This is a genomic window from uncultured Bacteroides sp. (genome assembly GCF_910585845.1).
GTDB lineage: Bacteria > Bacteroidota > Bacteroidia > Bacteroidales > Bacteroidaceae > Bacteroides.
On the sequence record NZ_CAJUHF010000002.1, the window covers coordinates 119,662 to 143,389 of the forward strand.

The window sequence follows — 23,728 nt, forward strand, 5'->3', positions numbered from 1 at the left end:
AACTACTATTACAGAGTTTGTTTTACTTCTATTTCTTCGTAAGACTCGATGATATCGCCTACCTTGATATCATTGCAGTTGGTCAGGCTGATACCACACTCGAAATTAGTACCAACTTCTTTCACATCGTCTTTGAAACGTTTCAAGGCGTTAATCGCACCGGTGAAGATCACAATACCGTCGCGGATAAGACGTGCCTTGTCGCTACGTTTTACCTTTCCGGTCTTCACTACCGCACCGGCAACAAGACCTACCTTAGAGATGTTGAATACTTCGCGTACTTCTATGGTTGCTGTCACCTGTTCCTTCAATTGCGGTGCCAACATACCTTCCATAGCGGCTTTCACCTCTTCGATAGCATCGTAGATGACTGAATACTTGCGTATATCCACACCTTCGTTTTCTGCCAGTCTTGCCGCAGCATTCGACGGACGTACTTGGAAGCCAATGATAATGGCATCGGAAGCAGCAGCCAGTGATACATCGGATTCGGAGATGGCTCCAACGCCCTTGTGTATCACGTTCACCTGTATCTGTTCGGTAGACAGCTTGATCAGTGAATCGCTCAAAGCCTCGACAGAACCGTCCACGTCGCCCTTGACAATGACGTTCAGTTCGTGGAAGTCTCCTAAAGCCAGACGACGACCGACTTCGTCCAAAGTCAACATCTTCTGAGTACGCAAGCCTTGTTCACGCTGCAACTGTTCGCGCTTATTGGCAATCTCGCGTGCCTCCTGTTCGGTTTCGAGCACGTGGAACGTGTCGCCTGCGGCAGGCGCGCCGTTCAGACCAAGAATAAGTACCGGCTCGGAAGGACCTGCCTCCTTCATGCGTTGGTTACGTTCGTTGAACATGGCCTTCACTTTACCGTATGCCGTACCTGCCAGCACGATGTCACCTACGTGCAGCGTACCGTTGGATACCAACATGGTAGCTACGTAACCACGTCCCTTATCCAGTGATGACTCGATGATGGAACCCGTGGCTCTACGGTTCGGGTTGGCTTTCAGTTCAAGCATTTCGGCTTCCAGCAACACTTTCTCCAGAAGGTCGTTCACACCCAATCCTTTCTTGGCTGAGATATCTTGCGACTGGTATTTTCCACCCCACTCTTCGACGAGGAAGTTCATGGCGGCCAGTTCTTCTTTTATCTTGTCGGGGTTGGCTGTCGGTTTATCAATCTTGTTGATCGCAAACACAATGGGTACACCTGCTGCCATGGCATGGTTGATAGCCTCTTTGGTCTGCGGCATGACGTTGTCGTCGGCAGCGACGATGATGATGACCACGTCCGTCACTTTGGCACCACGCGCACGCATGGCGGTGAAGGCTTCGTGACCCGGAGTATCGAGGAAGGTGATCCGGCGTCCGTCTTCCAACTTCACGTTGTAGGCACCGATGTGCTGGGTGATACCTCCCGCCTCGCCGGCAATGACGTTCGCCTTACGGATATAATCGAGCAAAGAAGTCTTACCGTGGTCGACGTGTCCCATGACGGTCACAATCGGGGCGCGCGGTTCGAGGTCTTCTTCGGCATCTGCTTCTTCAACGATGGCTTGCGCCACTTCCGCGCTGACGTACTCGGTCTTGTAGCCGAACTCTTCTGCCACCAGGTTGATGGTTTCAGCATCCAGACGCTGGTTGATGGAAACCATGATACCGATGCTCATACAGGTAGCGATGACCTGCGTAACGGATATGTCCATCATGTTTGCCAGCTCGTTTGCCGTAACAAATTCAGTGAGTTTCAGCACTTTGCTTTCCGCCATTTCGCGATCTTCCATCTCCTGCATACGGTTGGAAACCATTTCGCGTTTGTCCTTGCGGTATTTTGCGGTCTTGCTCTTACCCTTGGACGTGAGCCGTGCCAAAGTCTCTTTTACTTGCTTGGCTACGTCTTCTTCCTTGACCTCCTGCTTGATGACGGGCTTCTTGAAACGATCTTTGTTACGGCCGCTCTTGCCACCACCCTGATGATTGTTGGCGCCGCCCTGCGGTTTGCCGCCGTTACGGTTTTCCCCGCCACGCTGGAAGTTGGAAACATTATTTATATCTACTCTCTCCTTATTGATACGTAGACGTTTCTTCTTGTTGCCATTGGCGTCGGTATCCTTTCCCTTGCCATCTTTCATTTTGCCATCTTCGCGACGGATCTCCTTGATGATGGCTTCTTTCATCTGCTTCTTCTGATCCTGGCGCATCTTCTCCTTTTCCTCGCGCTCCTTTTTTCTTTCTTCCTTACTTTTCTTTTTGGGGCGCGTGGATTGGTTCAGTGTAGCCAAATCAATCTGACCGATGATGTTGATTTTGGAAACAAACTCCGGTTTATGTATGGTGAAGATTTCCTCTTCGTCGTTCTTAGCAGGTGTTTCTTTAGTCACAACCGGCTTTGTTTCTTCCTTGGCAGACGCCACAGGAGCTGGTGTTTCTTTTTTCATTTCTTCTTTATGGTGTGCTTCCGGAGCTTTTTCCGGTTGTTCTTCTGTAGCCTTTTTCGGTTGTTCTTCCCGTGCGACCTTTTGGGAGACTGCGGATGCCGTTTCGTTCTGCGTTTCCGGCTGTGCAACCTGCTTCGGTTGCAGTTCCGGTTGCGAGTTGGCTTGCAGCTCCGTCACGGATTCTTTCTTCACTTCGGGTTGCGGTTCTTTTTGGGTTTCGGGTTGGGAGTGCTGTTCCGCTTTGGGTTGGAGCTGCGGCTCCGGTTTGCTTTCCGGCTGGGGCTGAGATGCTTCTTTAGGCATCGGCTCCGACTGTTCTGCTTTCTTTTCTTCTACTTTCTCCACTACCGGTTTGCGGTTGTTCAGTCTGTCGAGGTCGATTTTTCCTACAGGTTTGAATTTCGGGCGTACATCTTCGGGGATCACGGTTTTGATTTCCTCTACTTTTGCTTTCTCCGTAGTTTCCGCTTCATATCCGTCGATAGATACAGAAGCTTTGTTGCGGTCTTTGTTCTGCCGTTCTTGAATGAAACGTTCCGATTCAAGTCTGAGGTTCTTATCTGTACTGAACTCTTTCACGAGCAAGGCGTATTGCTCTTCTGAAATTTTTGTATTGGGGTTTGCCTCAACGGCAAATCCTTTCTTCTGTAGGAACTCAACTACCGTTGAAATTCCTACATTCAAATCTCTTGTTACTTTATTTAACCTTATCGTCATACTAAAAATTTAATGAATAATGTGGAGAAAGAAGTTGGTGCAAACAGAAACAGTGCCGTCCGGCATTTTATTCTGTTTCGGGTTCTGCTTCAGGCTCAACTTCGGGCTCCGGTCCGTGGTCGGGTTCGCCTTCATCGAACTCCATTCTTAAAATGCGTAATACCTCGTCCACCGTTTCTTCTTCCAGGTCGGTCCGCTCGATGAGCATCTCGCGGGGGGCGTTCAGTACGGATTTGGCGGTATCGATGCCTATTGCTTTGATGGCGTCGATTACCCATCCGTCGATTTCATCTCTAAACTCGTCGAGGTAGATGTCTTCGTCTTCTACGGTCTGGTCGAGTTCGCGGAAGACGTCGATGGTGTACTCGGTCAGCATGCTGGCGAGCTTGATGTTCAGACCTCCCTTACCGATGGCGAGCGAGACTTCTTCGGGACGAAGGTAGACTTCGGCCTTGCGTTCTTCTTCGTTCAGGCGGATGGATGAAATCCTTGCGGGGCTGAGGGCACGCTGTATGAACAATTGTGTGTTGTTCGTATAGTTGATTACGTCGATATTTTCGTTGCGCAATTCGCGGACGATGCCGTGGATGCGGCTTCCTTTGACGCCGACGCAGGCTCCTACGGGGTCGATGCGGTCGTCGTAGGATTCGACGGCTATCTTGGCGCGTTCGCCGGGGATGCGGGCTATCTTCTTGATGGTGATCAGTCCGTCGTTGATTTCGGGGACTTCCATTTCGAAGAGGCGCTGGAGGAAGAGGGGCGAGGTGCGCGAAAGGATGATTTTCGGGTTGTTGTTCTTGTTGTCGACGCGGGCTACTACGGCGCGGGCGGTTTCGCCTTTGCGGTAGAAGTCGCTCGGGATTTGTTCTCCTTTGGGCAGGAGCAGTTCGTTTCCTTCGTCGTCGAGCAGGAGCATTTCTTTCTTCCAGATCTGGTAGACTTCGGCGTTGATGATGGTGCCTACTTTATCAATATATTTGTTATAGAGACTGTCTTTCTCCAGTTCCAGAATCTTTGAGGCCAGTGTCTGGCGCAGGTTCAGGATGGCGCGGCGTCCGAAGTTGGCAAAGATGACTTCGTCGGTCACTTCTTCGCCTACTTCGTATGATGCGTCTATTTTTTGGGCTTCCGAGAGGGCGATCTGCATGTTTGGGTTTTCGAGGTCTTCATCTGCCACTACTTCGCGGTTGCGCCATATTTCGAAGTCTCCTTTATCGGGATTCACGATTACGTCGTAGTTTTCATCGGTACCGAACATCTTTGCTATCACGCTACGGAACGACTCTTCGAGCACGCTCACCATGGTGGTCCTATCGATATTTTTCAGTTCCTTAAATTCCGAAAATGTATCTATCAAGCTGACAGTTTCTACTTTTTTGGCCATAGTTCTATTTAAAACTGATTAAGTATTTAGTATATTTTATTTCATCGTATGCAAAGGTTTCGTCCTCTTGTTCCATCCGGGGGCGTTTGGCTCCTTCGGGTTTCACTTTTTTCTGGGTGGTGAGGGTGAAGTGTTGCTCGTCGGCGTCTTTGAGTACACCGCACAGTTTGCGTCCGTTTTTTTTAAGGACTTCCACTTCTTCGCCGATGTGGTTGCGGTATTGTTGCAGCACTTTGAACGGCTGTCCGATGCCGGCAGATCCCACTTCCAGTTCATAGTCTTCTTCTTCGCGGTTCAGTCTGGACTCGATATATCGGCTCAGTTCCACACAATCTTCGATCCAAACGCCTTCTTTGTGGTCGATTTCCACCACGATCTTGTCGTCGGGGCTGACTGTTACTTCTACCAGGAAGTACTCTTTTCCTGCCAGCCATTCGTCAACGATTTGGCAAACAATTTTTTTTTCTATCATTGATTAACTATATAAGAACAAAAAAAGGAGCTTGATTGCCCCTCCACCTTTCATCCATTGCGGTTGCAAATATAAGAATAATCTGTTCGACTACAAAATATTAGAGGAAAAAAGAATCATTTAGTGTCTGTTTAAATTTTGTTCGCCTTATTTTGAGAGTTCTTTCCGGGGATGTTTTTCTGTTTTTATGGGGAGGATAGCGGGTTAGGCGATGAATAGAAACAGGGGGAAAAAGCGGGAAGGGACGGGGAAAGGGGGCGGAAGGGACCGGGAAAGGGTTCGGAAGAGACTCAGAAGGAGTTGAAAAGGGGTTCGGGAGGGGGTGGATAGAAGTTTTTGAAGACGTTTCACACGTTTTTTTGATATTCGGGAGGGGTAAAAGCGTGCCGAGGGGTTTGTGGATTGGGCTAAGGAGGCGGGGTGTTTTCTGTTTATGGAGTAATTTGTCTTTCGTTTTTTAGGGGTGGCCTGTCGGGGTAATGATTTCGGAGGAGGGTTTCTGATTTGTCGGGATGTTTGTCGATGGGTTTAATTTTAATCGTTACATTTGCACGGACTTCTAAATTCGATTTATTATGGCACATCGTCTGAACACTAACAAGCAGTTTATGATAGGCAATGGCATACTGGCTTTTGCTGTGATTTTCGTCGTGGTGATCTTTGTCTACATGAGCCTGCGCCTGCAAAGGCAGAAGGATGCGGAACGCAACTTCATCGAGATGTATACGATTACGCTGACCAGGGGGTTCGTGGGGGATTCGCTTTCTCTGCTGATCAACGACAGCGTGCTTGTCAACCAAAGAATCGCCGAGGAGCCTTTCAGTATCGACGTCAGGCGCTTCGCCGAGCAGAGTGCGCTGCTGATTGTGGACAATGCGACGGAGGAGTTGTCGCTGTTCGAGCTGGGCGAGAGGGGCGGAACGTACCGGTTCGAGAAGGAGAACGGGGAGGTGAAGCAGTTGGCGAGGAGGTGACGGCGGGCACGGACTTGTGGAGCCACGTAGCCAACAATGCAACTATAACGGAGGCGGGAAACGGCCGATTAACTTCTCGTAACGCTACGAGGCCAGTGTGTTAAAATTACACATCCAGTGTACCTCCAGTCCGACGCCAATCCTTAGGACTGGAGGTGTACTGGAGGCACACTGGAGGCAGAGCGGCCGAAAAAGGGCGAAAATTGGGAGAAAATCCGAGGAAAATATTAAGCTAATTTAACCGGTTTCCGTGAACCGTTTTTCGGGAAAGAGCGGAAAACGGAGCAGCGTGCCCCTCCCCGACTTCCCGACGGCGCGTTGTGCGACCGATTATCTCCCTTGGAAGAAGAAGCGGTGTCTGAGCGACTTGCCCGGCAGTCGGAACGTCAGTTCCACGGAGTTCTCTTCATCCTCCAGACAGTCTTCGCTGTTGTAGGTAATCAGGATATCCTCTCCGCGGGTCACGGCCTTCAGTTGCGAAGCGCAGTTGGAGGCGAGTTTCGGCAGGGAGGCGGTCGTGATTTTCTTCCCTTTCAGGTAGAGGGAGACCACGTATGCGTCCCGTCCGTCCGCCCGTCCGTCGGCGGTGACGAAAGTGGAGAGTTTCCGGTAGTTCGCGACCACGCTTTCCGCCCATTCGCGGCGGGTCTTGTCGAAGAAGTACTCCACGGCAGGGCGCAGGCGGGTGATGCAGCGGTCTATCTCTTCTACGGAGGAGATCTCCGCGATGTGTTCCTCCATGCCCCTGACGAGGTCTTCCATCGCGCGGTCCTGCTCTTCGAACTGGCTCACCAGCGCACGGTGTTCGCTCGCCGGAAAGGGGTAGCGGATGGCATAGGCGTACGTCGTACGGCCGGATTTCTTCTCGCTGCGCTTCTCCCAGTAGGAGCCGGCGACCTTGGAGAACGAGATGCCCTTGATGAAGGGCAGGGAGGCGGCGCGCGTGGAGCCTTCGGCGAGGTACTGGTCGGTGAACTCCGTGACGCGGTCGCCCGAGCCTGTGGTCTGCTTCACGACGTGCGAGTCGGAGAACTCGATGTTCTGCGCGACTGCCTGGATGATTTGCCGTTTCACGCTCTCCATGCACTGCCGGCGGGCTTCTTCCATCGTCGGCGCCTCGGCAGAGGCCACGATGTAGCCCGTCTCGGCCGATTCGTACCATGCAGGGGCTTTCTTGTCGCTCCTGTCAATCACCTTGTATGCCTGCGCAAACAAGGAGGCTGTCCCTGCTATGGACAGCAGAGCCAGTGTCAAGGCTATTCTTATTGTCTTCATAAATGGTTCTACTTTACTTTTCTGAATGAACGTGCCTCCACAGGCTCTGCGGGTGCGGGTTGTGCTTCGGACGCGGGAGTCGTCGGGGTGGTGTCCGGAAGGCGGGGTGCCTCTTGCGGCTTGTTCTTATTGAGTCTCTCGAGCAGGGCGATCACCTCGTCATAGCAAGGCGCCGTGGCGGGAACTGCCGAGAGATAATCCGATGCCTCCTCCCCCTTGCCCGCCGCCATCAGTGCCTGTGCCTGCTTCAGGATGGCGGGACAGTTCTGCTCATAGTGCTCCGCGATGCGCTTACGCGTCGTGCGGATGAAGCGGACAAAGGCGGGGTCTGTCACCTTGATGCTGGAGATGAGCGAGGAGAGTGCCTCCTCGCGGCTTCCTGCTGCGTCGCCCTGCACCTCGATCACTGCCGTACCGTAGATGCTGCCGTCGTAGCGGTTGCGTGCCGTCAGCGAGAACTCTCCGCCGACCAGCGTCACCTCGCGCAGCAGCCCTTCCGTCTTCTTCGCCTCTCCGAGCCGAAGCTCCGGCTGGACGACAAAGGCACCGTGCGCCGGAGCCGCCCCGGCATTGTTGCGGGCGAGGATTTGCTCTGTTTTCAGCCTCAACGCGTCTATCGTCTTCTGGCTCAGACCCGGCTGTGCGGGCGTTCCTGCCACAAAGTGGATGGCCTCTTGTGCCGCCGCCCACAGGGGGACGACAAGCAGGAGGGCACACAGAATCATACTCTTCTTCATATGCTGTCCGATTATTTGATGGTTATCGTCAATCCCTGCCCCATCGTGACGACGGAGGCGACGTATTCTCCCCCTAACTTCTCGTCGAGGAGGCTCTTCAGTTCGGCACTGAAGCGTGATATCGTATAGGCACGCCCCTGCCCTTCGTCCCAGATGGGTATCTGGACAGAGAGGTCGATCACCTTGTCGTTGCTGCGGCTCATGTCATAGACTCCGTTCAGGGCGTGCACCTGCAACCACTCTTCCAGCATGGGCTTGAAGCCGGCGCTCCCGTCGGGCAGCGGCTGGTCGAAGTCCCAGTCCGTAACGGACTTTGCCAGAACCATCTGTATGGCCATCTCGCGCCCGTTCTTCACGATGTCGTTGAAGGATGCCTGGAGCTTGGTGAAGAACTCATCCTTCACCTTCTTGAGCGCGTAGTCCGTCAGCCGGATGGTATCCGTGGTGACGAACTTGCCGCTTTGGTACGTGGCACTCGCGAGGTTGCCCGCGGTCTGAAACTCGGTGGCCGTCAGTTCCAGCGACACTTCGCTTTGGCGCCGCACGTCGGTGGTGGCGATGACCTTGGCGGTGACGATGATGTCGGCACCCATGTTCTGTATCATCTTCGTCACGGCGTCCGACTGCGTGCCTGCCGTCAGCACGTCGTTCCGCTTCGCGCGTTTCAGCTGGGCGAGGAAGTCCTTCGTCTTGTATCCGCGCGAGCTGAACTCGCTGGTCATCTTGCTTACGGCATAGCTCAGCATCTGGTTGTGGTCCAGTATGGCACGCACGTCTTCGTTCTCACGTGCGTAGGGTAGCACGGTCACCGTGGGCAGGCTCACCTGGCTGCCGGGCGCCCCGACTGCCATGCCGAGGTTGGTCTGCACCTTGTTCCGGTTCAGGTCCTTCTGCAGGGCATCGAAGAGGATGGTCATCTCCACCGTGCAGCGGTATTGCTTGCCTTGCTTCACGGGGGCTTCCGTCACGGAATAGTCGCGCACGAAGACCGAGTAGCGCCCTTCGTCGAAGAAGCGGCGGTCGTAGTTGGGCTTCGCCGCCGACACCAGCGGGTTGCCTCTGTTCACGCCCTCCACTCCTGTATAGAATAAGGTATGGAAGGCCGACTTCAATGCCATGACCTCCGTCTCCTTCTTCTTCTCGCTGATGCCCACGGCACGCACCGACAATGTGTTTCCCTTCTGTTGCAGAAAAACCACGTCGCCGGAGTATCGCTGTCCGAACAGCATCGCGGACAGGAATACTCCTAAAAGAAACATGAAATAATGCTTCGTCATATTCTATCTCCCGATTAGTTGAAAATTCCCCCCATCAGCGTCTGCACACGGGAGATAATCTTAATAGGCTGCTCGTCGCGGATAGCTTTCATGATCTCTTCGCCACCCTTCTGCACCTTGCACAAGGAGATGTCGTCACCCTCAACCGCCTTTACGGTCAGACGCCCGATTTCCCGCTTCGCCTCGCGTCCTGCCACTTCGCGCACGACGTAGACCGTGAATTTCTGTGCATCCTTCACACCGTGCATGGTGCCGAGGTTGATATAGACTTCCTCCGCCTTGCCCTTCTTCTCGCTGTTCACCTCGAGGATGGTTCCTTCCATCTTGAAGTACTCGTCCACGAAGTCGCGCATGCTGTGCACCGCATACTTGATGGTGTTGGCAATCGCCTCCTCCTTGTTGGCGCCCGTGCCCCCGGTCAGCCCACTATGCTGGAAGGTCTTCGTCCCCACCAGCGTGCCGTTCTTTGCATTAATCACCTTAAGCGTATAAGAGACCGAACCGTCATAGTAGCTTTTCCCGTCCTTCGACTTGTAGGCAGCCGTCATCGATGCAACCTGCCCGGTGATGATAAACTGTGCACCCAACTGCTCCATCACAGCCAAGCGGTCCATTTCATTGTCGTCTCCCGAAGAGATATTGGCGGATGAACGCCGCTGTGCCTCGATGCGCAAGGCGTCTTGTGCATCCACATCAATCAGAATGACACGCTCCATCTTCTGTATGCCTTCGATTACCGTGTTACGCAACCCCTCTACCCATGCAAACGATGAATCGCTGGAGCGTTTAAAATAGTCGATAAATACAGTCGGTTTTCCCTTCGGCTCATCAAAATTCTGGCTATAACCCGCGAGTGAACATAACACACAGACTACTAAAAGCAGGATCTTTCTCATAAATTTGTAATTTTATAATTTAAACTATTGATTACTATTCAATTTGAAGTTTCAAAAATAAACAATTGTTATCTAACCGCAACAATGTTTACGTTTATTAACTCAAAAAGAAAAGACAGTCACGGAAAACAGTGACAAGAAAGCAGATAAATGAAACCATTCCCGAATCTCCGGTCTCAGAAGTCGGTGCGATATTGCTTCAACTCTTCCTGCAACTGCTGGGATTTTCCCTCGGTCAGCTCGTCAAGAAGAGCCCAAAAGCGCTCCCCATGGTTCATTTCACGGGTGTGAGCCAGCTCGTGCAGCAGCACATAGTCTATCAGGTGCTTCGGAAGCAGAACAAGATAATAGGAAAGATTGATGTTCCCGCACGATGAACAACTGCCCCACCGGCCGTTGCTGGAATTGATACGTACCCGCTGATAGGGCAAGCCATGTTTCTGGGAGAGCATATACAATCGGGGCGGAAGAATAATCTTCGCATTACGCCGCAAAGCCTCTTCAATGACCTTCCGCAGCCATGCCTGCAATGCAGGATCGGAGAAGTCGGCTTGTGGCGGACAGACTATCTGCGTCTCCCCCAACTCCGAACGGGAGAGAAAAGTCTCCCTCTCTCCACTCACGAGACTCAACTTGAAGAACTCCGTATCCATCCTGTAATCCAGATCAATCAAAGGACGGACACGCTTCTGCCGTGCCGCCCTCAGTCGGGGGCGCAACTCTTCTATCGCCCTTTTCACTGCGGCAAGCGTCGTGCCGGACGGCACAGTCACGTGAATGGCATCCTCCTTGGTACGAAACGTCAGGCGACGCGCACGGGCATTGACCCGAATCAGCAAGCGCCCCAACTCTTTATCTTCTATGACTTTTTCCAATGCAATCCTCCCCTATTGATGAATGGACAGGCAAATGAACAAAATATCGTCCGAATATGCAAATGAATGCATATATCAAAAACGAACATGTGTCCGGTATTGGACACTAACAAAGAGAAATCAGCACTTAATAATCAACACTTTATGACTTTGGCACGCATATTGAATCATACTATACGGACGCATTGAGAAAAGTTTCAGGAAAAAAGCAAAAACAGGATGCAACTTTTTTTAAGTAACTAACGTCTAATATAGAAACAAGAACAATACAAAAGGTTAATTATAAAAATAGAAAAGTCATGAAAAAGTTAACAACTCTCATCACCTGTATCTGCATCATCATTACTACGACTGCATGTTCACAAAACAGGAACTACAGTTCAAACTCTTGGAACAGCAAAAAGGTAGTAGGTAGCAACAATTACGTAACCAAAAGCATGAAAGTGAATGACTTCAAACGAATCAGCGTAACAGGAAGCCCCGATGTGATATTCACCCAAAAACCAGGAAGCCCCAAAGTAGAAGTCTATACCTCGGACAACATCGTAGACCTTCTGGACATCAAGGTGAAAGACAATACGCTATCCATAGGCTTCAAAAAAGGAGTCAACGTTTCTTACAAGAAACTTGAAGTGCGCGTCTCTTCCGAAACACTGAACGGTATTTCCATTACCGGGTCGGGCGACATATACCTGAAGAACGGAATTCAGACCAACGATGACCTGGGCATCAGCATAGCCGGATCGGGCGATATCAAAGGCAGCAACATCAAGTGTAACAACATCAAAGTTTCCATTGCCGGCTCTGGTGATATCAAAGCAAACCATATTGCTTGCAACAACCTGAAAGTGTCCGTATCCGGTTCGGGCGATATGGCACTGAATGACGTAGCCGCCACAAATACAGAAGCAAGCATCGCCGGTTCCGGAACGGTAATCTTAAAAGGAACCACCCAAAGGGCTTCCTATAGTGTCGCAGGCTCAGGCGATCTCTTTGCCGAAAACTATGAGGCTCAACAGGTGAATGCCAGCGTAGCCGGTTCGGGAGACATCAAATGCTTCGCCACCCAATATCTGAAGGCACGCACCAGCGGCAGTGGCAGAATCGGCTACAAGGGTAATCCGGAACTGGATTATCCCAAGAAGAGCCTGTATAAACTCTAATATTCTCTCTTAAAATCATTATAGCAAAGATTAACTTGAATCATTGTAAAAAGGATTAATTAATGCATTAGACAAAAGGGGTTCTGAGAAGAATCTCTTTTGTTTGTTTATACATGTACCTACTTCGGAAAGGATCAGAAACGTTTCAGGTACGGACTTAATATGAGCTTGACAGGGGCAGGAGGGAGTACTTAATATGACCTTGACACATGCTGACCTAAACAAAAAAATAAAAGGGACGCTGCATCTCGCGGCGTCCCATCTATCTTAGTTAGTTTTTATAAGAATTTGAGAGAATTGAAACTTCACAGCCTCAATTTGTTGTTTTAATAAAGCACACTAACTATATTTATGTTTAAAGCAAATGAAAATGTTATTGTTGCAGTTCCCCCTTCTTGTCCATCCGCGAAAGGCTGTCTGCCAGCACCTGTTGTTCGTGGGTGACCGCCATGTCGCTGGAAAGAGCTACCGAAGGGGCGGTTATCTGTTTTCCTATCGTATCGGCTACGGCAACCTCTTTCACTTTGCTGTAGAAAGAATGCTGCATCACATTGACTAACAAGAGCACCAATGCCACTGCCGCTGCGGCTTTGAACATCGGAACGAGGCGCGTAGTGAGCGTCAGGCGCTTTGCCTTCACCACCGGTGGTTCCACTTCTGCAAGCACGCGGGCATCAAAGTCCTCGCCTAATCCCGCATCCTGTTGCAGTTGCTGGTATACGAACAAATCCTTGTAGCGCAGCAAGTGGGCAGGAACATCGCTTCTGCTGAAGAAAGAGCGCAACTGCACTTCCTCTTCGAGGGAAGTGTCGCACTGCCAGTAGCGTTCCAAGAGTCGTTCTATATATTCAAAGTCCATAGCCATCTATATCCAAATACCGTTGTTTTACTTTCTGCCTGGCGCGGAAGAGGTTCACTTTGACCTGTTCCTCCGTCAGATGCAGAATGATTGCAATCTCTTTATAACTTTTCCCCTCGATATCCCGAAGCTGCATGATCAGCCGTTGTTTTTCGGGAAGTTCGTTGACCAGGCGGTGGATCAGGTCCATTTGCTCCTTGTTCACCAAATGGTCATAGGGTCCGGATGCTTCGGGAGTCCGTTCGACCTCGAGGGTCAGCTCCACGGTCTGGGCGTCTTTCCTTTCGCGGCGGTCTATCGCCAAGTTCTTTGCCACAATCAGACAGTAGGCTTCGATAGAACCGAACTGTTTCCATTCGTCACGCTTGTTCCAGACCCTGATCATTGTTTCCTGCACGACGTCCTCCGCCTCTGTCCGATTGAAAGTAATCCGGAGAGCCAACCGAAAGAGTTTGTCTTTCAGCGGGAGAATGTCATTCCGAAAACTGAGTTCTTGCATCTCTATAATTAATGACGGTTTAGTGTACGGAAAGTTACAGTAGTCTGCTATTTTTTTGGAAATTATTTCCGGATGCGGGTTCCTCCGCTTCCATTGATTGCCGATGCCTGGGTGATGATGACTTCGGACACTCCTGCATGCAAGGCTTCGAAAGAGTTTTCCAGCTTGGGTATCATGCCTCCCTGGATTATGCCTTCCGCTACATAACGTTCAAAGTCGTCAGGAGTAATCTGGGGGATCACGCTGTCGTCGTCGTTTTCGTCGCGGAGCACGCCTTTCTTTTCAAAACAGAATACCAGGGTGACGTCGAACAAAGCAGCAAGAGCCTTTGCCGTCTCGCCGGCTATGGTGTCGGCATTCGTATTCAGCAGGTTTCCGGCACCGTCGTGCGTCAGCGGAGCCATGACGGGAACGACTCCTTTATGAATCAGATCGCCCAGAAAATCGGCATTCACTTGCTTCACATCGCCCACGAAGCCGTAGTCTACTTCTTTCACCGGACGCTTGGCAGAACGTATGACGTTCATATCTGCACCGGTAAGCCCCAGCGCATTGATTCCGCATGCCTGCAGACCGGCTACGATGTTCTTGTTCACCAGTCCGCCATAGACCATCGTCACGACTTTCAGGGTTTCGACATCTGTGATGCGACGTCCGTTCACCATACGGCTTTCAATGCCCAGTTGTGCGGCGAGCTTCGTTGCCGAACGTCCGCCGCCGTGCACCAATACTTTATAGCCGTCGATGGCGGCAAAGTCGTCCAACAACTTGCGGAGGGTGGCTTCCTCTTCTACAATCTTGCCACCCACTTTAATTACTGTCAGTTTCTCTCTCATATATTCTTACTTCAATACTCTTATTCTAAATAGGTGTAACCGTAAAGTCCCGAACGATAGTTGGAAAGAAACTCCTTCCCCTCTTCCAAGGAGATACGCCCCTCCTTCACGGATTGGGTCACCCAGGTTTCCAGGGTACGTACCAGCTTCTTCGGGTTATATTGCACGTAGTCCAACACTTCTGCCACGGTTTCGCCGTCTATCACCTGTTCGATGCTGTAGCCCTTCTCGTTAACGGAGACGTGTACAGCATTGGTATCTCCGAAGAGATTATGCATGTCTCCCAGTATCTCCTGATAGGCACCTACAAGGAACACGCCCACATAATAGGGTTCCTTGTTCTTCGGGGAATGCACAGGCAGATAGTGCGCAACGTTCTTCGTGGAGATGAAGTTGGCAATCTTTCCGTCCGAGTCGCAGGTGATATCCTGCAGGGTTGCCGTGCGGTCGGGACGTTCATCAAGCCGCTGGATGGGCATAATGGGAAATATCTGGTCGATTGCCCAAGAGTCGGGCAAGGACTGAAAGAGCGAGAAGTTGCAGAAGTACTTATCGGCGAGCAACTTCGGCAGTCCGCGGAGTTCATCGGGAGCATGCTTCAGTCCGCTGGCTATTTGGTTCACTTCGCGCATCACCGACCAGTAAAGGCGTTCGATCTGCGCGCGCGTCTTGAGGTCAACGATGCCGTGGCTGAAGAGGTCGAGTGCTTCTTCGCGAATCTGTTGCGCGTCGTGCCAGGCTTCCAGCATCTTGTTCTGGTTCAGGGTGTCCCAAATGGAATAAAGTTCCTGCACCAGTTCGTGGTCTTCTTTGGTCACTTCCTCGTCATCATCCCATTCGGGCAGTGTGGCCGTCTCCAGTACCTCGAAGATAAGTACGGAGTGATGGGCGGTAAGTGCGCGTCCGCTTTCCGTGATGATATTGGGATGCGGGATGCCATTCTTGTCGCTGGCATCGACCAGCGTGGAGATGGAGTCGTTCACATACTCCTGGATGGAGTAGTTGACGCTACTTTCGCTGCTGGAGGAACGTGTGCCGTCATAATCGACTCCCAGTCCGCCGCCTATATCCACGAATTCCACCTTGAATCCCATCGCGTGAAGCTGCACGTAGAACTGCGAGGCTTCGCGCAGAGCAGTCTTGATACGGCGTATCTTGGTCACTTGGCTCCCGATGTGGAAATGTATCAATTTCAGACAACTTTTCAGTCCTTTTGTCTCCAAAAAGTCGAGTGCTTCGAGCAACTCACTGGATGAAAGCCCGAATTTGCTGGCATCACCGCCCGAATCTTCCCATTTGCCACTTCCGGAAGAGGCAAGCTTGATGCGAATACCTATATTGGGCATTACGTTGAGTTGCTTCGCCATCTTGGCTATCAGCTTTAGCTCGTTCATTTTTTCTACTACAAGGAAGATGCGTTTTCCCATCTTCTGTGCCAGCAGGGCAAGCTCGATATAGCTTTCGTCCTTATATCCGTTGCAGATAATCAGCGAGTCGGAATCCGAATTGATGGCAATTACGGCATGGAGTTCGGGTTTGGAACCGGCTTCGAGTCCAAGATTGAATTTCTTTCCGTGGCTGATGATCTCCTCGACTACAGGACGCATCTGGTTCACCTTTATAGGATAGATGATGAAATTCTGTGCCTTATAGCCATATTCCTCGGCTGCCTGTTTGAAACACGAGGATGTCTTCTCGATCCGGTTATCCAGAATGTCGGGAAAGCGTACCAGCATGGGGGCTGCAACATCGCGCAGTTGGAGTTCGTCCACCAGTTCTTTCAAATCGACACCGACACCGTTCTTGCGAGGTGTCACCACTACATGACCTTTGTCATTGATACCAAAGTACGAAGTGCCCCAACCTGTTATGTTGTATAGCTCTTCTGAATCTTCAATACGCCATTTTCTCATTTCTTGCTACTCGAATGTTTTTATTGTTTTTCTATTTAATTAGGGGGGGCAAAAATACGATAATTCCTGATAAATCCTACGTTTTCGGTTCAAAAAACACATTTACAAGCGGTTAAACGCCCAATATGTCGCGCAGGCACTGTACAGACTCGGCTATTTGCTTCCGGCTTTCCAGTCGGCTGCCATCGAAGCGGTAGGTCGCTTTGTCGTAGTGCGGGGCACGCTTCGCCAGTGCTTCGCAGATGAACGTGCGCAGTTCTTCGTCCGTCTTTCCTTGCAGGATGGGGCGTTGCTGGGTGGCTACACGCAGTCGGCGGAACAGGACATCGGGATGCACATCAAGGAAAACTGTCTGTCCGTGTGCATTCATATACTCTATATTGTCGAAGAAACAGGGAGTGCCGCCGCCAGTGGAGATGACGACATCCTCAAACTCCGCCACTTCATGCAGCATGTTCCGTTCCAGTTCACGGAAAGCAGCCTCTCCCCGTTCGGCAAACAGTTCGCGTATGGATTTGTGATACCGCTCTTCGATATACCAGTCCAGGTCGATGAAGGGCACCTTCAGTTCGTGAGCGAAGGCTTTTCCTAAAGTTGTCTTGCCGGCTCCCATGTAGCCGGTTAAAAAAATACGTATCATAAGCGCTTACTTTGCAGGCAAAGGTAAGCAATTTCCACCGTGGGAGGCTCTTCCTATCAGAAGAAAATTTTAATGCGGTCGCTCACAGGTTCGTATTCCTTCGGCGATGGAGTGCCTGCGGGGGAGCCGAAAGGCATTTGCGCAACCAGTTCCCAATCGTCGGGAAGGCGCCAGGTGCGACGCACTTCGTCGTCGATCAGCGGGTTGTAGTGTTGCAGGGAAGCACCCAAACCGCACTCTTCGAGCATAGTCCAGATGACAAGCTGGTGCATGGCGGAGGTCTGCTGCGACCAGACGGGGAAGTTGTCGCAATAAGCGGGGAACTTTGCCTGCAATTCTTCCACGACGGCACGCTCCTCGAAGAAGAGCACCGTGCCATATCCGCATGCAAACGAATGGTTTATCTTCTGTTCCGACTGTCGGTACTGCTCTTCGGGAAGGCGTGCCTTCAACTGGGCTTTCACAATCTGCCACAGTTTCCGGTGATGCTCGCCCAACAGGAGTACGACTCTTGTGGATTGGGAATTGAATGCCGAGGGCACATGCTCCACTGCCATACGGATAATGTCTACGATTTCTGCGTTCTTGACCGGAGAGTCGTTATTGATGGAATAGTAGCTGCGGCGGTGTTTCAGCGCTTCAGCGAAAGTATGATATTTGCTCATATAGGTTCCTTTCTCTTTTTTTTAATGATTATATATTCTTTACTCAAGTATGAACGGATGAAGCGCTGGATTTGTTCAGCATCTCCCGAAGAAAGCGCGGATAGCTGTCGAGAGCATTCAAACCAAAGCATCGGAAATCAATAAGCAAGGGAATAGCGTTATATCTTAGACAAAACGATATAAGAACGACTTTTTTGCTGACAAGTACTTTTTATAAAACACCCAAAATAGAATCCAAGCATCCGAACTTCAGTATATAAATGCAGCATTCATGCACAAAATCGGACAAATATCCGATATTTATGCAAAAGAACAATAGATTGCCGTGCTCAATTCACGAAACGAATGTATTCAACTCGTGGAACTACTGTATTCATTCCACGAACCAAACGTGATGGCTTCGTGGAACGAGCACGCTCACTCCACGAAGCGAATACTTTTCATCTATAAGACGAAGATATTCCCTCTGTTTTCCATACACGAAAGTATCATTTCCCATTTTTTAGAGATGTACGGATTTATATATCCGATTATCTGTCAGGAAGATGACCGCTTTCCGTTCGCTTCTTTTCCATCTCCCCTACAGAAAAACGGAAATACGGCATTCTCGTCACACAGAATATGCAAAGTGTCAGAATGAAAAATAAGCCGCGCAACCCTTTGCATAACCCACCGTTTGCATTACCTTTGCCCCTTGATATGGGAAAAGAGAAATTTTACGTCGTATGGGCAGGCGTCAATCCGGGCATTTATACCTCGTGGACCGACTGCCAGTTACAAACCAAAGGTTACGAAGGTGCGAAATACAAGTCGTTTGAAACGCTTGCCGAAGCCGAGAAAGCCTTTGCCTCCTCACCGTACGAATACATCAAACGGGCATCCGCAACCGCCTCCGCTCCCAAGAGAACAGCCGAGGCTCCCCTCCCCGCCGGTATCATAGAGAACAGCCTCGCCGTAGATGCAGCCTGTAGCGGCAATCCCGGAGCCATGGAGTATCGGGGTGTACACGTGGCAAGCCGACAGGAAGTGTTCCACTTCGGTCCGGTGTATGGCACAAATAACATCGGCGAGTTCCTCGCCATCGTACATGGACTTGCCCTGCTGAAACAAAAAGGATTCGACATGCCTATCTACAGCGATAGCGTAAACGCCATCAGCTGGATCAAGCAAAAGAAATGTAAGACCAAACTGCCGCGAGAACCTCGCACTGAAGAGCTCTTCAAACTGATAGACCGCGCCGAAAAGTGGCTGCGCGAAAATACCTATACCACTCGAATCATGAAGTGGGAAACCAAACAATGGGGAGAAGTTCCTGCCGACTTCGGCAGGAAATGACGCCTCCCGCCTATGCCAGCGACTGCATGTCGTTCAGGCGCTTGTAGTATCCATCCTTCTCCAGCAACGCCTCATGCTTGCCACGCTCCACAATCTCGCCTTCATAGAGCACACAAATCTCATCCGCATTCTTGATTGTAGAGAGTCGGTGCGCAATGGCAATCGTAGTACGGGTCTTCATCAACCGCTCCAGCGCCTCCTGCACTAAGCGTTCGGACTCTGTGTCCAAAGCCGAAGTCGCCTCATCAAGAATCAGAATAGGGGGGTTCTTCAAGATAGCCCGTGCGATACTGATGCGTTGCCGCTGCCCGCCGGACAGTCTGCCGCCACGGTCGCCGATGTTTGTATCGTAGCCATGTTCCGTCTCCATGATGAAATCGTGGGCATTGGCAATCTTCGCCGCCTCTATCACCTGCTCCAAGGTGGCATTCTCCACACCGAAAGCGATATTGTTGAAGAATGTATCGTTGAACAGGATCGCCTCCTGATTCACATTTCCGATCAGTCCGCGCAAATCATGAATGCGGAAATCCTTGATGTTCACCCCGTCAATCAGTATCTCGCCAAAGTGTATGTCGTGATAACGCGGCAGCAAGTCTACCAGCGTCGACTTTCCTGAACCCGACTGCCCGACCAGCGCAATGGTCTGTCCCTTCGGAACAACCAGGTCGATGTGCTTCAGCACTTCCCTCTTTCCATCGTAACTGAAAGAGACGTCCCTGAACTCAATCCGTTGTTTCATCCCGTCCAACGGTTTCGGGTCCGTCGGTTCCTTAATCGGATTCTCCGCCTTCAGTATCTTGTCCACACGCTCCATCGAAGCCAATCCCTTCGGAATATTATATCCCGCCTTGGCAAAATCCTTCAGCGGATTGATGATGCTATAAAGAATGACCATATAGAAAATAAACGTAGGCGCCTCCAAAGAGGAATTCTTGTCGCCCAAAATCAGCATTCCGCCGAACCAAAGCACCAACACGATGAGCAGTGTCCCTAAAAATTCACTCACCGGATGAGCCAAAGCCTGACGGATAGCTACCCGATTGGTGGCATCGCGCAACTCGTTGCTACACCTCGTGAAACGGTCCACCATCTTATCTTCGGCAATAAAAGCCTTGATGATGCGCAATCCGCCCAGCGTCTCTTCTAGTTGCGACATCGTATCACTCCATTTGCCCTGTGCTTCCAACGACTGGCGTTTGAGCTTCTTGCCCACCTTGCCCATCAGCCAACCCATTCCCGGCAACACGATGATAGTGAACAGCGTCAGTTGCCAACTGGTGATGATAAGCGTTGAAAAATAGAGCAGAATCAGAATCGGGTTTTTCAGCAACATGTCCAGTGAACTGGTGATGGAGTTCTCAATCTCTCCCACGTCACCACTCATACGAGCAATGATGTCTCCCTTACGCTCTTGCGAGAAGAACCCAAGGGGCAAGTGCATCACCTTGGAGTAAACCATGATACGTATATCACGCACCACTCCCGTACGCAAAGGAATCATTACAGCCGAAGATCCGAAGTAACAGGAAGTCTTCAACATCGTCATAAACGCAAGAAAAAGTCCCATGAAAAGAAGCGTCATAACCGGTCCGTGCACCTCAATCAATTGGGTAACATAATAATAGAAGTTGTTCACTACCACATCTTTCAGACTACCGCTCCCCCACTCCATAAAGTGGTAGACCGCCGAATTTTCCCCTGTCTTGAAGAGAATATTCAGAATAGGAACCAGTAAAGTAAATGAAAAGACATTGAAAACAGCCGATAAGATATTGAGCATGATAGCCCATCCGATATACTTCTTATATGGCGACACAAAACGCCGCATCAATTGCAGGAATTCCTTCATTGCTTGGTATTTAATCTATTAAGAGTGCAAATATACAAGAAAAATCATTAAAACAGGGAAGCTATGTCCAATATTAATAGATTTTATCCATCCCTCCGTCATAAACTTCTCCTGTAATTCATTTGCAGCGATTAGATTATAATGCAAAGAATAAATTATATCTTTGCGCCTGAATATACTAAAAAAACTTTATCATGACAAGCCCCAACAAGTCCGTACTGACATTTGGAACTACCCTTTTCCTGAAATTCATCCTGTTCGATGTATTGTGGTGCATTCCTACCACATTCGTACCTTTCTCTTCCGTAGAATTCTATACCACCAAAATCATAGCCACCCTGCTTCTGCTCATTCCCTACGCCTTCTTCAAACTCTGGAAGACAGAAGCAGTCATCATGTTTCTGCTGGATGCCCTGCTTGTAGCCAATCTGATGTACTTCCGTACATACTATACTGCCATACCACTGAACAGTTATGCCCTGTCAGGCAATCTTGCCGACTTCACCGGAAGTGTGATAGATTCGCTCCGTTGGTACGACCTGCTATTCCCGTTGTCCACCATTGCCGCCATCCTCATCCATCTGCGCACCCAAGTAGTCGCCTACCCAAAACGTCCGGCACCCATTCTCCCCTATCTGGGCATACTGGCAACCGCCATCGGTATATTCTCCATCGCCACCCTGCTAAAAGGAGGTTTCAAAGCCGCCAATGATAAAGTACGCCAAGCCGCATACCTATGTTCAAGCGGAGCTACCCTATATACTGTCTTCGGCAACCTATACTATGACCTGCTGAACCAACAGACCCTACTGACTCCCGAAGCCCAAGCAACCATCGAAAACTGGCTGGCACAGAGGCCTTGCCACGAAACAGTCTTACCGGATAGTTGCAACAACACTCCGCGAACCAACTGTATCGTCATCCTGGCAGAATCATTAGAAAGCTGGGTACTGGAACAAACCGTAGAAGGTCAAGAACTCACCCCCTATCTGAACAAGTTACTGAAAGACTCCACCACGCTTTATGCCCCGCACGTGCTGACGCAAGTGAAAGGCGGACGCTCTATCGACGCCCAACTAATCCTCTGCACCGGCCTGCTTCCCCTGAACAGCGGTACTTACAGCAGTCAATATCCCAACCACGTCTATCCCTCACTCCAGAAAGCCATGCAGGAGAAAAGGCAAACCCGCAACTACCTGCTGACCATAGACAAAGTATCGACTTGGAATCAAGGTCCCATCGCCTACAGTTTTGGTACCGACACCCTCCTTGCCTACCATGACTTCGAACTGACCGAGGCTTTCGGCACGCACAAGCGCACCGGAGACGGTTCATTCTTTGCCCAATGCCAGAAAAAGATAAGCAACGGGGAAATCTGGAAGAAAGATGAAAATGTCCACATGCTATTCATTACCTACTCCGGTCATGCCCCGTTCGTACTGCCGCAACATTTGCGCGAACTCTCCTTCTCCGAAAAGATTCCTGAAAAGATGCGAGACTACATGACCACCGCCCGCTATACAGACAAAGCCATCGGTAAATTTGTGGAATATCTGAAGACCCTCCCGCAATACAAAGAGACATTGATCGTAATCACTGGCGACCACGAAGGCCTGGCATCCTACCGAACCGAATTGTGCGGGCATCCTGGCGGCAAAGGCATCGTCTCCGACAAACCTTTCACCCCTTTCATTATCGTCAACTCGCCCGTAGGCATGCGTTACGAGAAAGTAATGGGACAGATAGACATGTACCCCACCTTGCTGAATCTCCTCCAACTTGATGATTACCATTGGACCGGCCTCGGTGAAAGTATCCTCAATCCTAACAAAAAGGGCTTTGCCGTAGGTTCGCAAATGAATGTAGAAGGAGACGGATATACACCCGAGGAACTGGAGTTCGCAAAAAAAGCGTATGATATCTCCGATCAGATCATACGCTTCAATTATTTCGGGCAGGATTCACACTGAGTCTTTTCAGTCTTTCCATCAAAGCCTGTCTATCTCTTCTTTCGTCAAGCCTGTAGCTTGCGATATAATATCAGAAGTTACCCGTAATCCCTTCAGATTACGGGCATTTTCTCTTTTCTCCTCTTCACGCCCTTTTATTAGCCCTTTATGTAATCCCTCTTCAAGGCCTTCGGCGCGACCTTCTGCATGTCCTTCAGCACGTCCTTCAGCACGTTCCGTATAGATATTGGTACGCAGAATCACAATACTATCCAAATGGCGATAATATGCCGCAAGCTCATCCTTGGACATACTGTCCAGTTTTAACCTTTCGCATGCCGCAAGCATGTCCACACGGTTATATTTGTCATATTCGTCCTCCTGGTTGCTTTCGCTTTCAAGAAGGCTTTGGATGACGATTTTTTCATTCAACAGTGTTGTCAGCAGACCTTCGAGTACACTGAAGTTTGCCTTGTTGCGGAGCAGGCGTTTCATAGCCCAGTCGAAGCGGATTATCTGGTTGTTGTTATCGGCCATATCTCTATCACAATATATTGATTATGATAAAAGTAGATAAAATAATGCAGAATACCCAAAAAGAAAATGCTTTTCATAAACATCACCGCAGCTATTTTTTAACATTTCTCCTTATGATAGCTAAGAAAGAGTTTAGAAAATCGATACTACAGACAGGCAAAAACACTCTATAGACATTTCTGTTCAATCACTCTCATCAGAACATTATCCTTCTGTTTTTATATACCCTCTTTCATCTGTCACATCCTTCACCTTTCTTTTTATCCTTTCATTTACAAAGATTTACAGTGAAACTATTCTCTTAGTTTTTACTCCCCCAAAAATATAGAATCACGGAGACTCTTACACTTCATCTTTACATCACGCGATGTCACATTAGTGTAAGCACTCAATTTAGGGCATACCCCTTTGAAAGGGCACTTTTCAGTGCCCTAA

Annotated in this window: 20 protein-coding genes; 4 read left to right on the forward strand and 16 right to left on the reverse strand. The window is 50.0% G+C overall.

Translation table 11 applies throughout. The features are described 5' to 3' along the window. Window positions 1-8: 8 nt before the first annotated feature. The 3 genes from infB to rimP all read right to left on the reverse strand — a co-directional run bounded on the left by infB (window position 9) and on the right by rimP (window position 5,011). Window positions 9-3,155, reverse strand: coding sequence for a translation initiation factor IF-2 (gene infB, locus QZ323_RS01290; protein WP_294632150.1), 3,147 nt, complete (start codon window positions 3,153-3,155; stop codon window positions 9-11). 67 nt (window positions 3,156-3,222) lie between these two features. Next, the gene (nusA, locus tag QZ323_RS01295; protein ID WP_294632152.1) at window positions 3,223-4,539 is read right to left on the reverse strand and encodes a transcription termination factor NusA; all 1,317 of its coding nucleotides are present in this window, start codon (window positions 4,537-4,539) and stop codon (window positions 3,223-3,225) included. Window positions 4,540-4,543: 4 nt separating this feature from the next. Then, complete coding sequence (gene rimP / locus QZ323_RS01300; RefSeq protein WP_294632154.1) at window positions 4,544-5,011, reverse strand: ribosome assembly cofactor RimP; 468 nt, start codon at window positions 5,009-5,011, stop codon at window positions 4,544-4,546. 575 nt (window positions 5,012-5,586) lie between these two features. Between rimP and QZ323_RS01305 the strand changes: the two genes are divergently transcribed. After that, window positions 5,587-5,985, forward strand: a complete 399-nt coding sequence (locus QZ323_RS01305; RefSeq protein ID WP_294632156.1) for a hypothetical protein — start codon at window positions 5,587-5,589, stop codon at window positions 5,983-5,985. Between the two features lie 330 nt (window positions 5,986-6,315). Here QZ323_RS01305 and QZ323_RS01310 read toward each other — a convergent pair whose 3' ends face one another. The 5 genes from QZ323_RS01310 to QZ323_RS01330 all read right to left on the reverse strand — a co-directional run bounded on the left by QZ323_RS01310 (window position 6,316) and on the right by QZ323_RS01330 (window position 11,051). Then, window positions 6,316-6,777: a hypothetical protein gene (locus tag QZ323_RS01310; RefSeq protein ID WP_294632158.1), complete on the reverse strand. Its 462-nt coding sequence runs from the start codon at window positions 6,775-6,777 to the stop codon at window positions 6,316-6,318. Window positions 6,778-7,268: 491 nt separating this feature from the next. After that, complete coding sequence (locus QZ323_RS01315; RefSeq protein ID WP_294632159.1) at window positions 7,269-7,658, reverse strand: hypothetical protein; 390 nt, start codon at window positions 7,656-7,658, stop codon at window positions 7,269-7,271. Window positions 7,659-8,008: 350 nt separating this feature from the next. Continuing rightward, window positions 8,009-9,274, reverse strand: coding sequence for a DUF6175 family protein (locus tag QZ323_RS01320; RefSeq protein ID WP_294632161.1), 1,266 nt, complete (start codon window positions 9,272-9,274; stop codon window positions 8,009-8,011). A gap of 14 nt (window positions 9,275-9,288) precedes the next feature. Continuing rightward, the gene (locus QZ323_RS01325) at window positions 9,289-10,170 is read right to left on the reverse strand and encodes a hypothetical protein (RefSeq protein WP_294632163.1); all 882 of its coding nucleotides are present in this window, start codon (window positions 10,168-10,170) and stop codon (window positions 9,289-9,291) included. Window positions 10,171-10,346: 176 nt separating this feature from the next. Next, a complete protein-coding gene (locus tag QZ323_RS01330) occupies window positions 10,347-11,051 on the reverse strand; it encodes a SprT family zinc-dependent metalloprotease (RefSeq protein ID WP_294632197.1) in 705 nt (234 codons plus the stop codon). A 293-nt stretch (window positions 11,052-11,344) separates the two neighbouring features. Here QZ323_RS01330 and QZ323_RS01335 point away from each other — a divergent pair, with 293 nt between their 5' ends. After that, the gene (locus tag QZ323_RS01335) at window positions 11,345-12,208 is read left to right on the forward strand and encodes a head GIN domain-containing protein (protein WP_294632165.1); all 864 of its coding nucleotides are present in this window, start codon (window positions 11,345-11,347) and stop codon (window positions 12,206-12,208) included. 373 nt (window positions 12,209-12,581) lie between these two features. On the opposite strand, the gene QZ323_RS01340 is transcribed toward QZ323_RS01335, so the two are convergent. From QZ323_RS01340 to QZ323_RS01365, 6 genes are all read right to left on the reverse strand, one after another. After that, a complete protein-coding gene (locus QZ323_RS01340) occupies window positions 12,582-13,067 on the reverse strand; it encodes a hypothetical protein (protein WP_294632167.1) in 486 nt (161 codons plus the stop codon). Further along, window positions 13,057-13,566 carry a sigma-70 family RNA polymerase sigma factor gene (locus QZ323_RS01345; protein WP_294632168.1) on the reverse strand — a complete coding sequence of 170 codons (510 nt, stop codon included), beginning with the start codon at window positions 13,564-13,566 and terminating at the stop codon, window positions 13,057-13,059. Before QZ323_RS01345 ends, QZ323_RS01340 begins: the two co-directional genes overlap by 11 nt. Window positions 13,567-13,628: 62 nt before the next feature. Next, complete coding sequence (gene argB / locus QZ323_RS01350) at window positions 13,629-14,402, reverse strand: acetylglutamate kinase (protein ID WP_294632170.1); 774 nt, start codon at window positions 14,400-14,402, stop codon at window positions 13,629-13,631. 20 nt (window positions 14,403-14,422) lie between these two features. After that, window positions 14,423-16,315: a biosynthetic arginine decarboxylase gene (gene speA, locus QZ323_RS01355; protein ID WP_294632171.1), complete on the reverse strand. Its 1,893-nt coding sequence runs from the start codon at window positions 16,313-16,315 to the stop codon at window positions 14,423-14,425. 112 nt (window positions 16,316-16,427) lie between these two features. Beyond that, window positions 16,428-16,955: a shikimate kinase gene (locus tag QZ323_RS01360; protein ID WP_294632172.1), complete on the reverse strand. Its 528-nt coding sequence runs from the start codon at window positions 16,953-16,955 to the stop codon at window positions 16,428-16,430. Window positions 16,956-17,011: 56 nt separating this feature from the next. Next, window positions 17,012-17,620: a nitroreductase family protein gene (locus QZ323_RS01365; RefSeq protein ID WP_294632173.1), complete on the reverse strand. Its 609-nt coding sequence runs from the start codon at window positions 17,618-17,620 to the stop codon at window positions 17,012-17,014. A gap of 699 nt (window positions 17,621-18,319) precedes the next feature. On the opposite strand from QZ323_RS01365, the gene QZ323_RS01370 reads away from it, so the two are divergent. Then, entirely contained in the window at window positions 18,320-18,955 is a 636-nt protein-coding gene (locus tag QZ323_RS01370) for a ribonuclease H family protein (protein WP_294632198.1), read from the forward strand. 10 nt (window positions 18,956-18,965) lie between these two features. Here the strand turns inward: QZ323_RS01370 and QZ323_RS01375 are convergent, their stop codons facing one another. Beyond that, on the reverse strand, window positions 18,966-20,807 hold the full coding sequence (locus QZ323_RS01375; RefSeq protein WP_294632175.1) for an ABC transporter ATP-binding protein: 1,842 nt from the start codon (window positions 20,805-20,807) through the stop codon (window positions 18,966-18,968). Window positions 20,808-21,001: 194 nt separating this feature from the next. Here QZ323_RS01375 and QZ323_RS01380 point away from each other — a divergent pair, with 194 nt between their 5' ends. Next, entirely contained in the window at window positions 21,002-22,777 is a 1,776-nt protein-coding gene (locus QZ323_RS01380; protein WP_294632177.1) for an LTA synthase family protein, read from the forward strand. Window positions 22,778-22,795: 18 nt separating this feature from the next. Here the strand turns inward: QZ323_RS01380 and QZ323_RS01385 are convergent, their stop codons facing one another. Beyond that, window positions 22,796-23,293, reverse strand: a complete 498-nt coding sequence (locus QZ323_RS01385; RefSeq protein ID WP_294632179.1) for a hypothetical protein — start codon at window positions 23,291-23,293, stop codon at window positions 22,796-22,798. Window positions 23,294-23,728: the final 435 nt, after the last annotated feature.

What these genes read in the sequence shown, in the direction of transcription:
- QZ323_RS01370 (WP_294632198.1), top strand. Translation starts at nt 18,320, where the DNA reads ATGGGAAAAGAGAAATTTTACGTCGTATGGGCAGGCGTCAATCCGGGC.
- QZ323_RS01365 (WP_294632173.1), bottom strand. Translation starts at nt 17,620, where the DNA reads ATGAGCAAATATCATACTTTCGCTGAAGCGCTGAAACACCGCCGCAGC.
- QZ323_RS01385 (WP_294632179.1), bottom strand. Translation starts at nt 23,293, where the DNA reads ATGGCCGATAACAACAACCAGATAATCCGCTTCGACTGGGCTATGAAA.
- QZ323_RS01380 (WP_294632177.1), top strand. Translation starts at nt 21,002, where the DNA reads ATGACAAGCCCCAACAAGTCCGTACTGACATTTGGAACTACCCTTTTC.
- argB (WP_294632170.1), bottom strand. Translation starts at nt 14,402, where the DNA reads ATGAGAGAGAAACTGACAGTAATTAAAGTGGGTGGCAAGATTGTAGAA.
- QZ323_RS01305 (WP_294632156.1), top strand. Translation starts at nt 5,587, where the DNA reads ATGGCACATCGTCTGAACACTAACAAGCAGTTTATGATAGGCAATGGC.
- QZ323_RS01320 (WP_294632161.1), bottom strand. Translation starts at nt 9,274, where the DNA reads ATGACGAAGCATTATTTCATGTTTCTTTTAGGAGTATTCCTGTCCGCG.
- QZ323_RS01360 (WP_294632172.1), bottom strand. Translation starts at nt 16,955, where the DNA reads ATGATACGTATTTTTTTAACCGGCTACATGGGAGCCGGCAAGACAACT.
- speA (WP_294632171.1), bottom strand. Translation starts at nt 16,315, where the DNA reads ATGAGAAAATGGCGTATTGAAGATTCAGAAGAGCTATACAACATAACA.
- nusA (WP_294632152.1), bottom strand. Translation starts at nt 4,539, where the DNA reads ATGGCCAAAAAAGTAGAAACTGTCAGCTTGATAGATACATTTTCGGAA.
- infB (WP_294632150.1), bottom strand. Translation starts at nt 3,155, where the DNA reads ATGACGATAAGGTTAAATAAAGTAACAAGAGATTTGAATGTAGGAATT.
- QZ323_RS01335 (WP_294632165.1), top strand. Translation starts at nt 11,345, where the DNA reads ATGAAAAAGTTAACAACTCTCATCACCTGTATCTGCATCATCATTACT.
- QZ323_RS01375 (WP_294632175.1), bottom strand. Translation starts at nt 20,807, where the DNA reads ATGAAGGAATTCCTGCAATTGATGCGGCGTTTTGTGTCGCCATATAAG.
- QZ323_RS01325 (WP_294632163.1), bottom strand. Translation starts at nt 10,170, where the DNA reads ATGAGAAAGATCCTGCTTTTAGTAGTCTGTGTGTTATGTTCACTCGCG.
- QZ323_RS01345 (WP_294632168.1), bottom strand. Translation starts at nt 13,566, where the DNA reads ATGCAAGAACTCAGTTTTCGGAATGACATTCTCCCGCTGAAAGACAAA.
- rimP (WP_294632154.1), bottom strand. Translation starts at nt 5,011, where the DNA reads ATGATAGAAAAAAAAATTGTTTGCCAAATCGTTGACGAATGGCTGGCA.
- QZ323_RS01340 (WP_294632167.1), bottom strand. Translation starts at nt 13,067, where the DNA reads ATGGACTTTGAATATATAGAACGACTCTTGGAACGCTACTGGCAGTGC.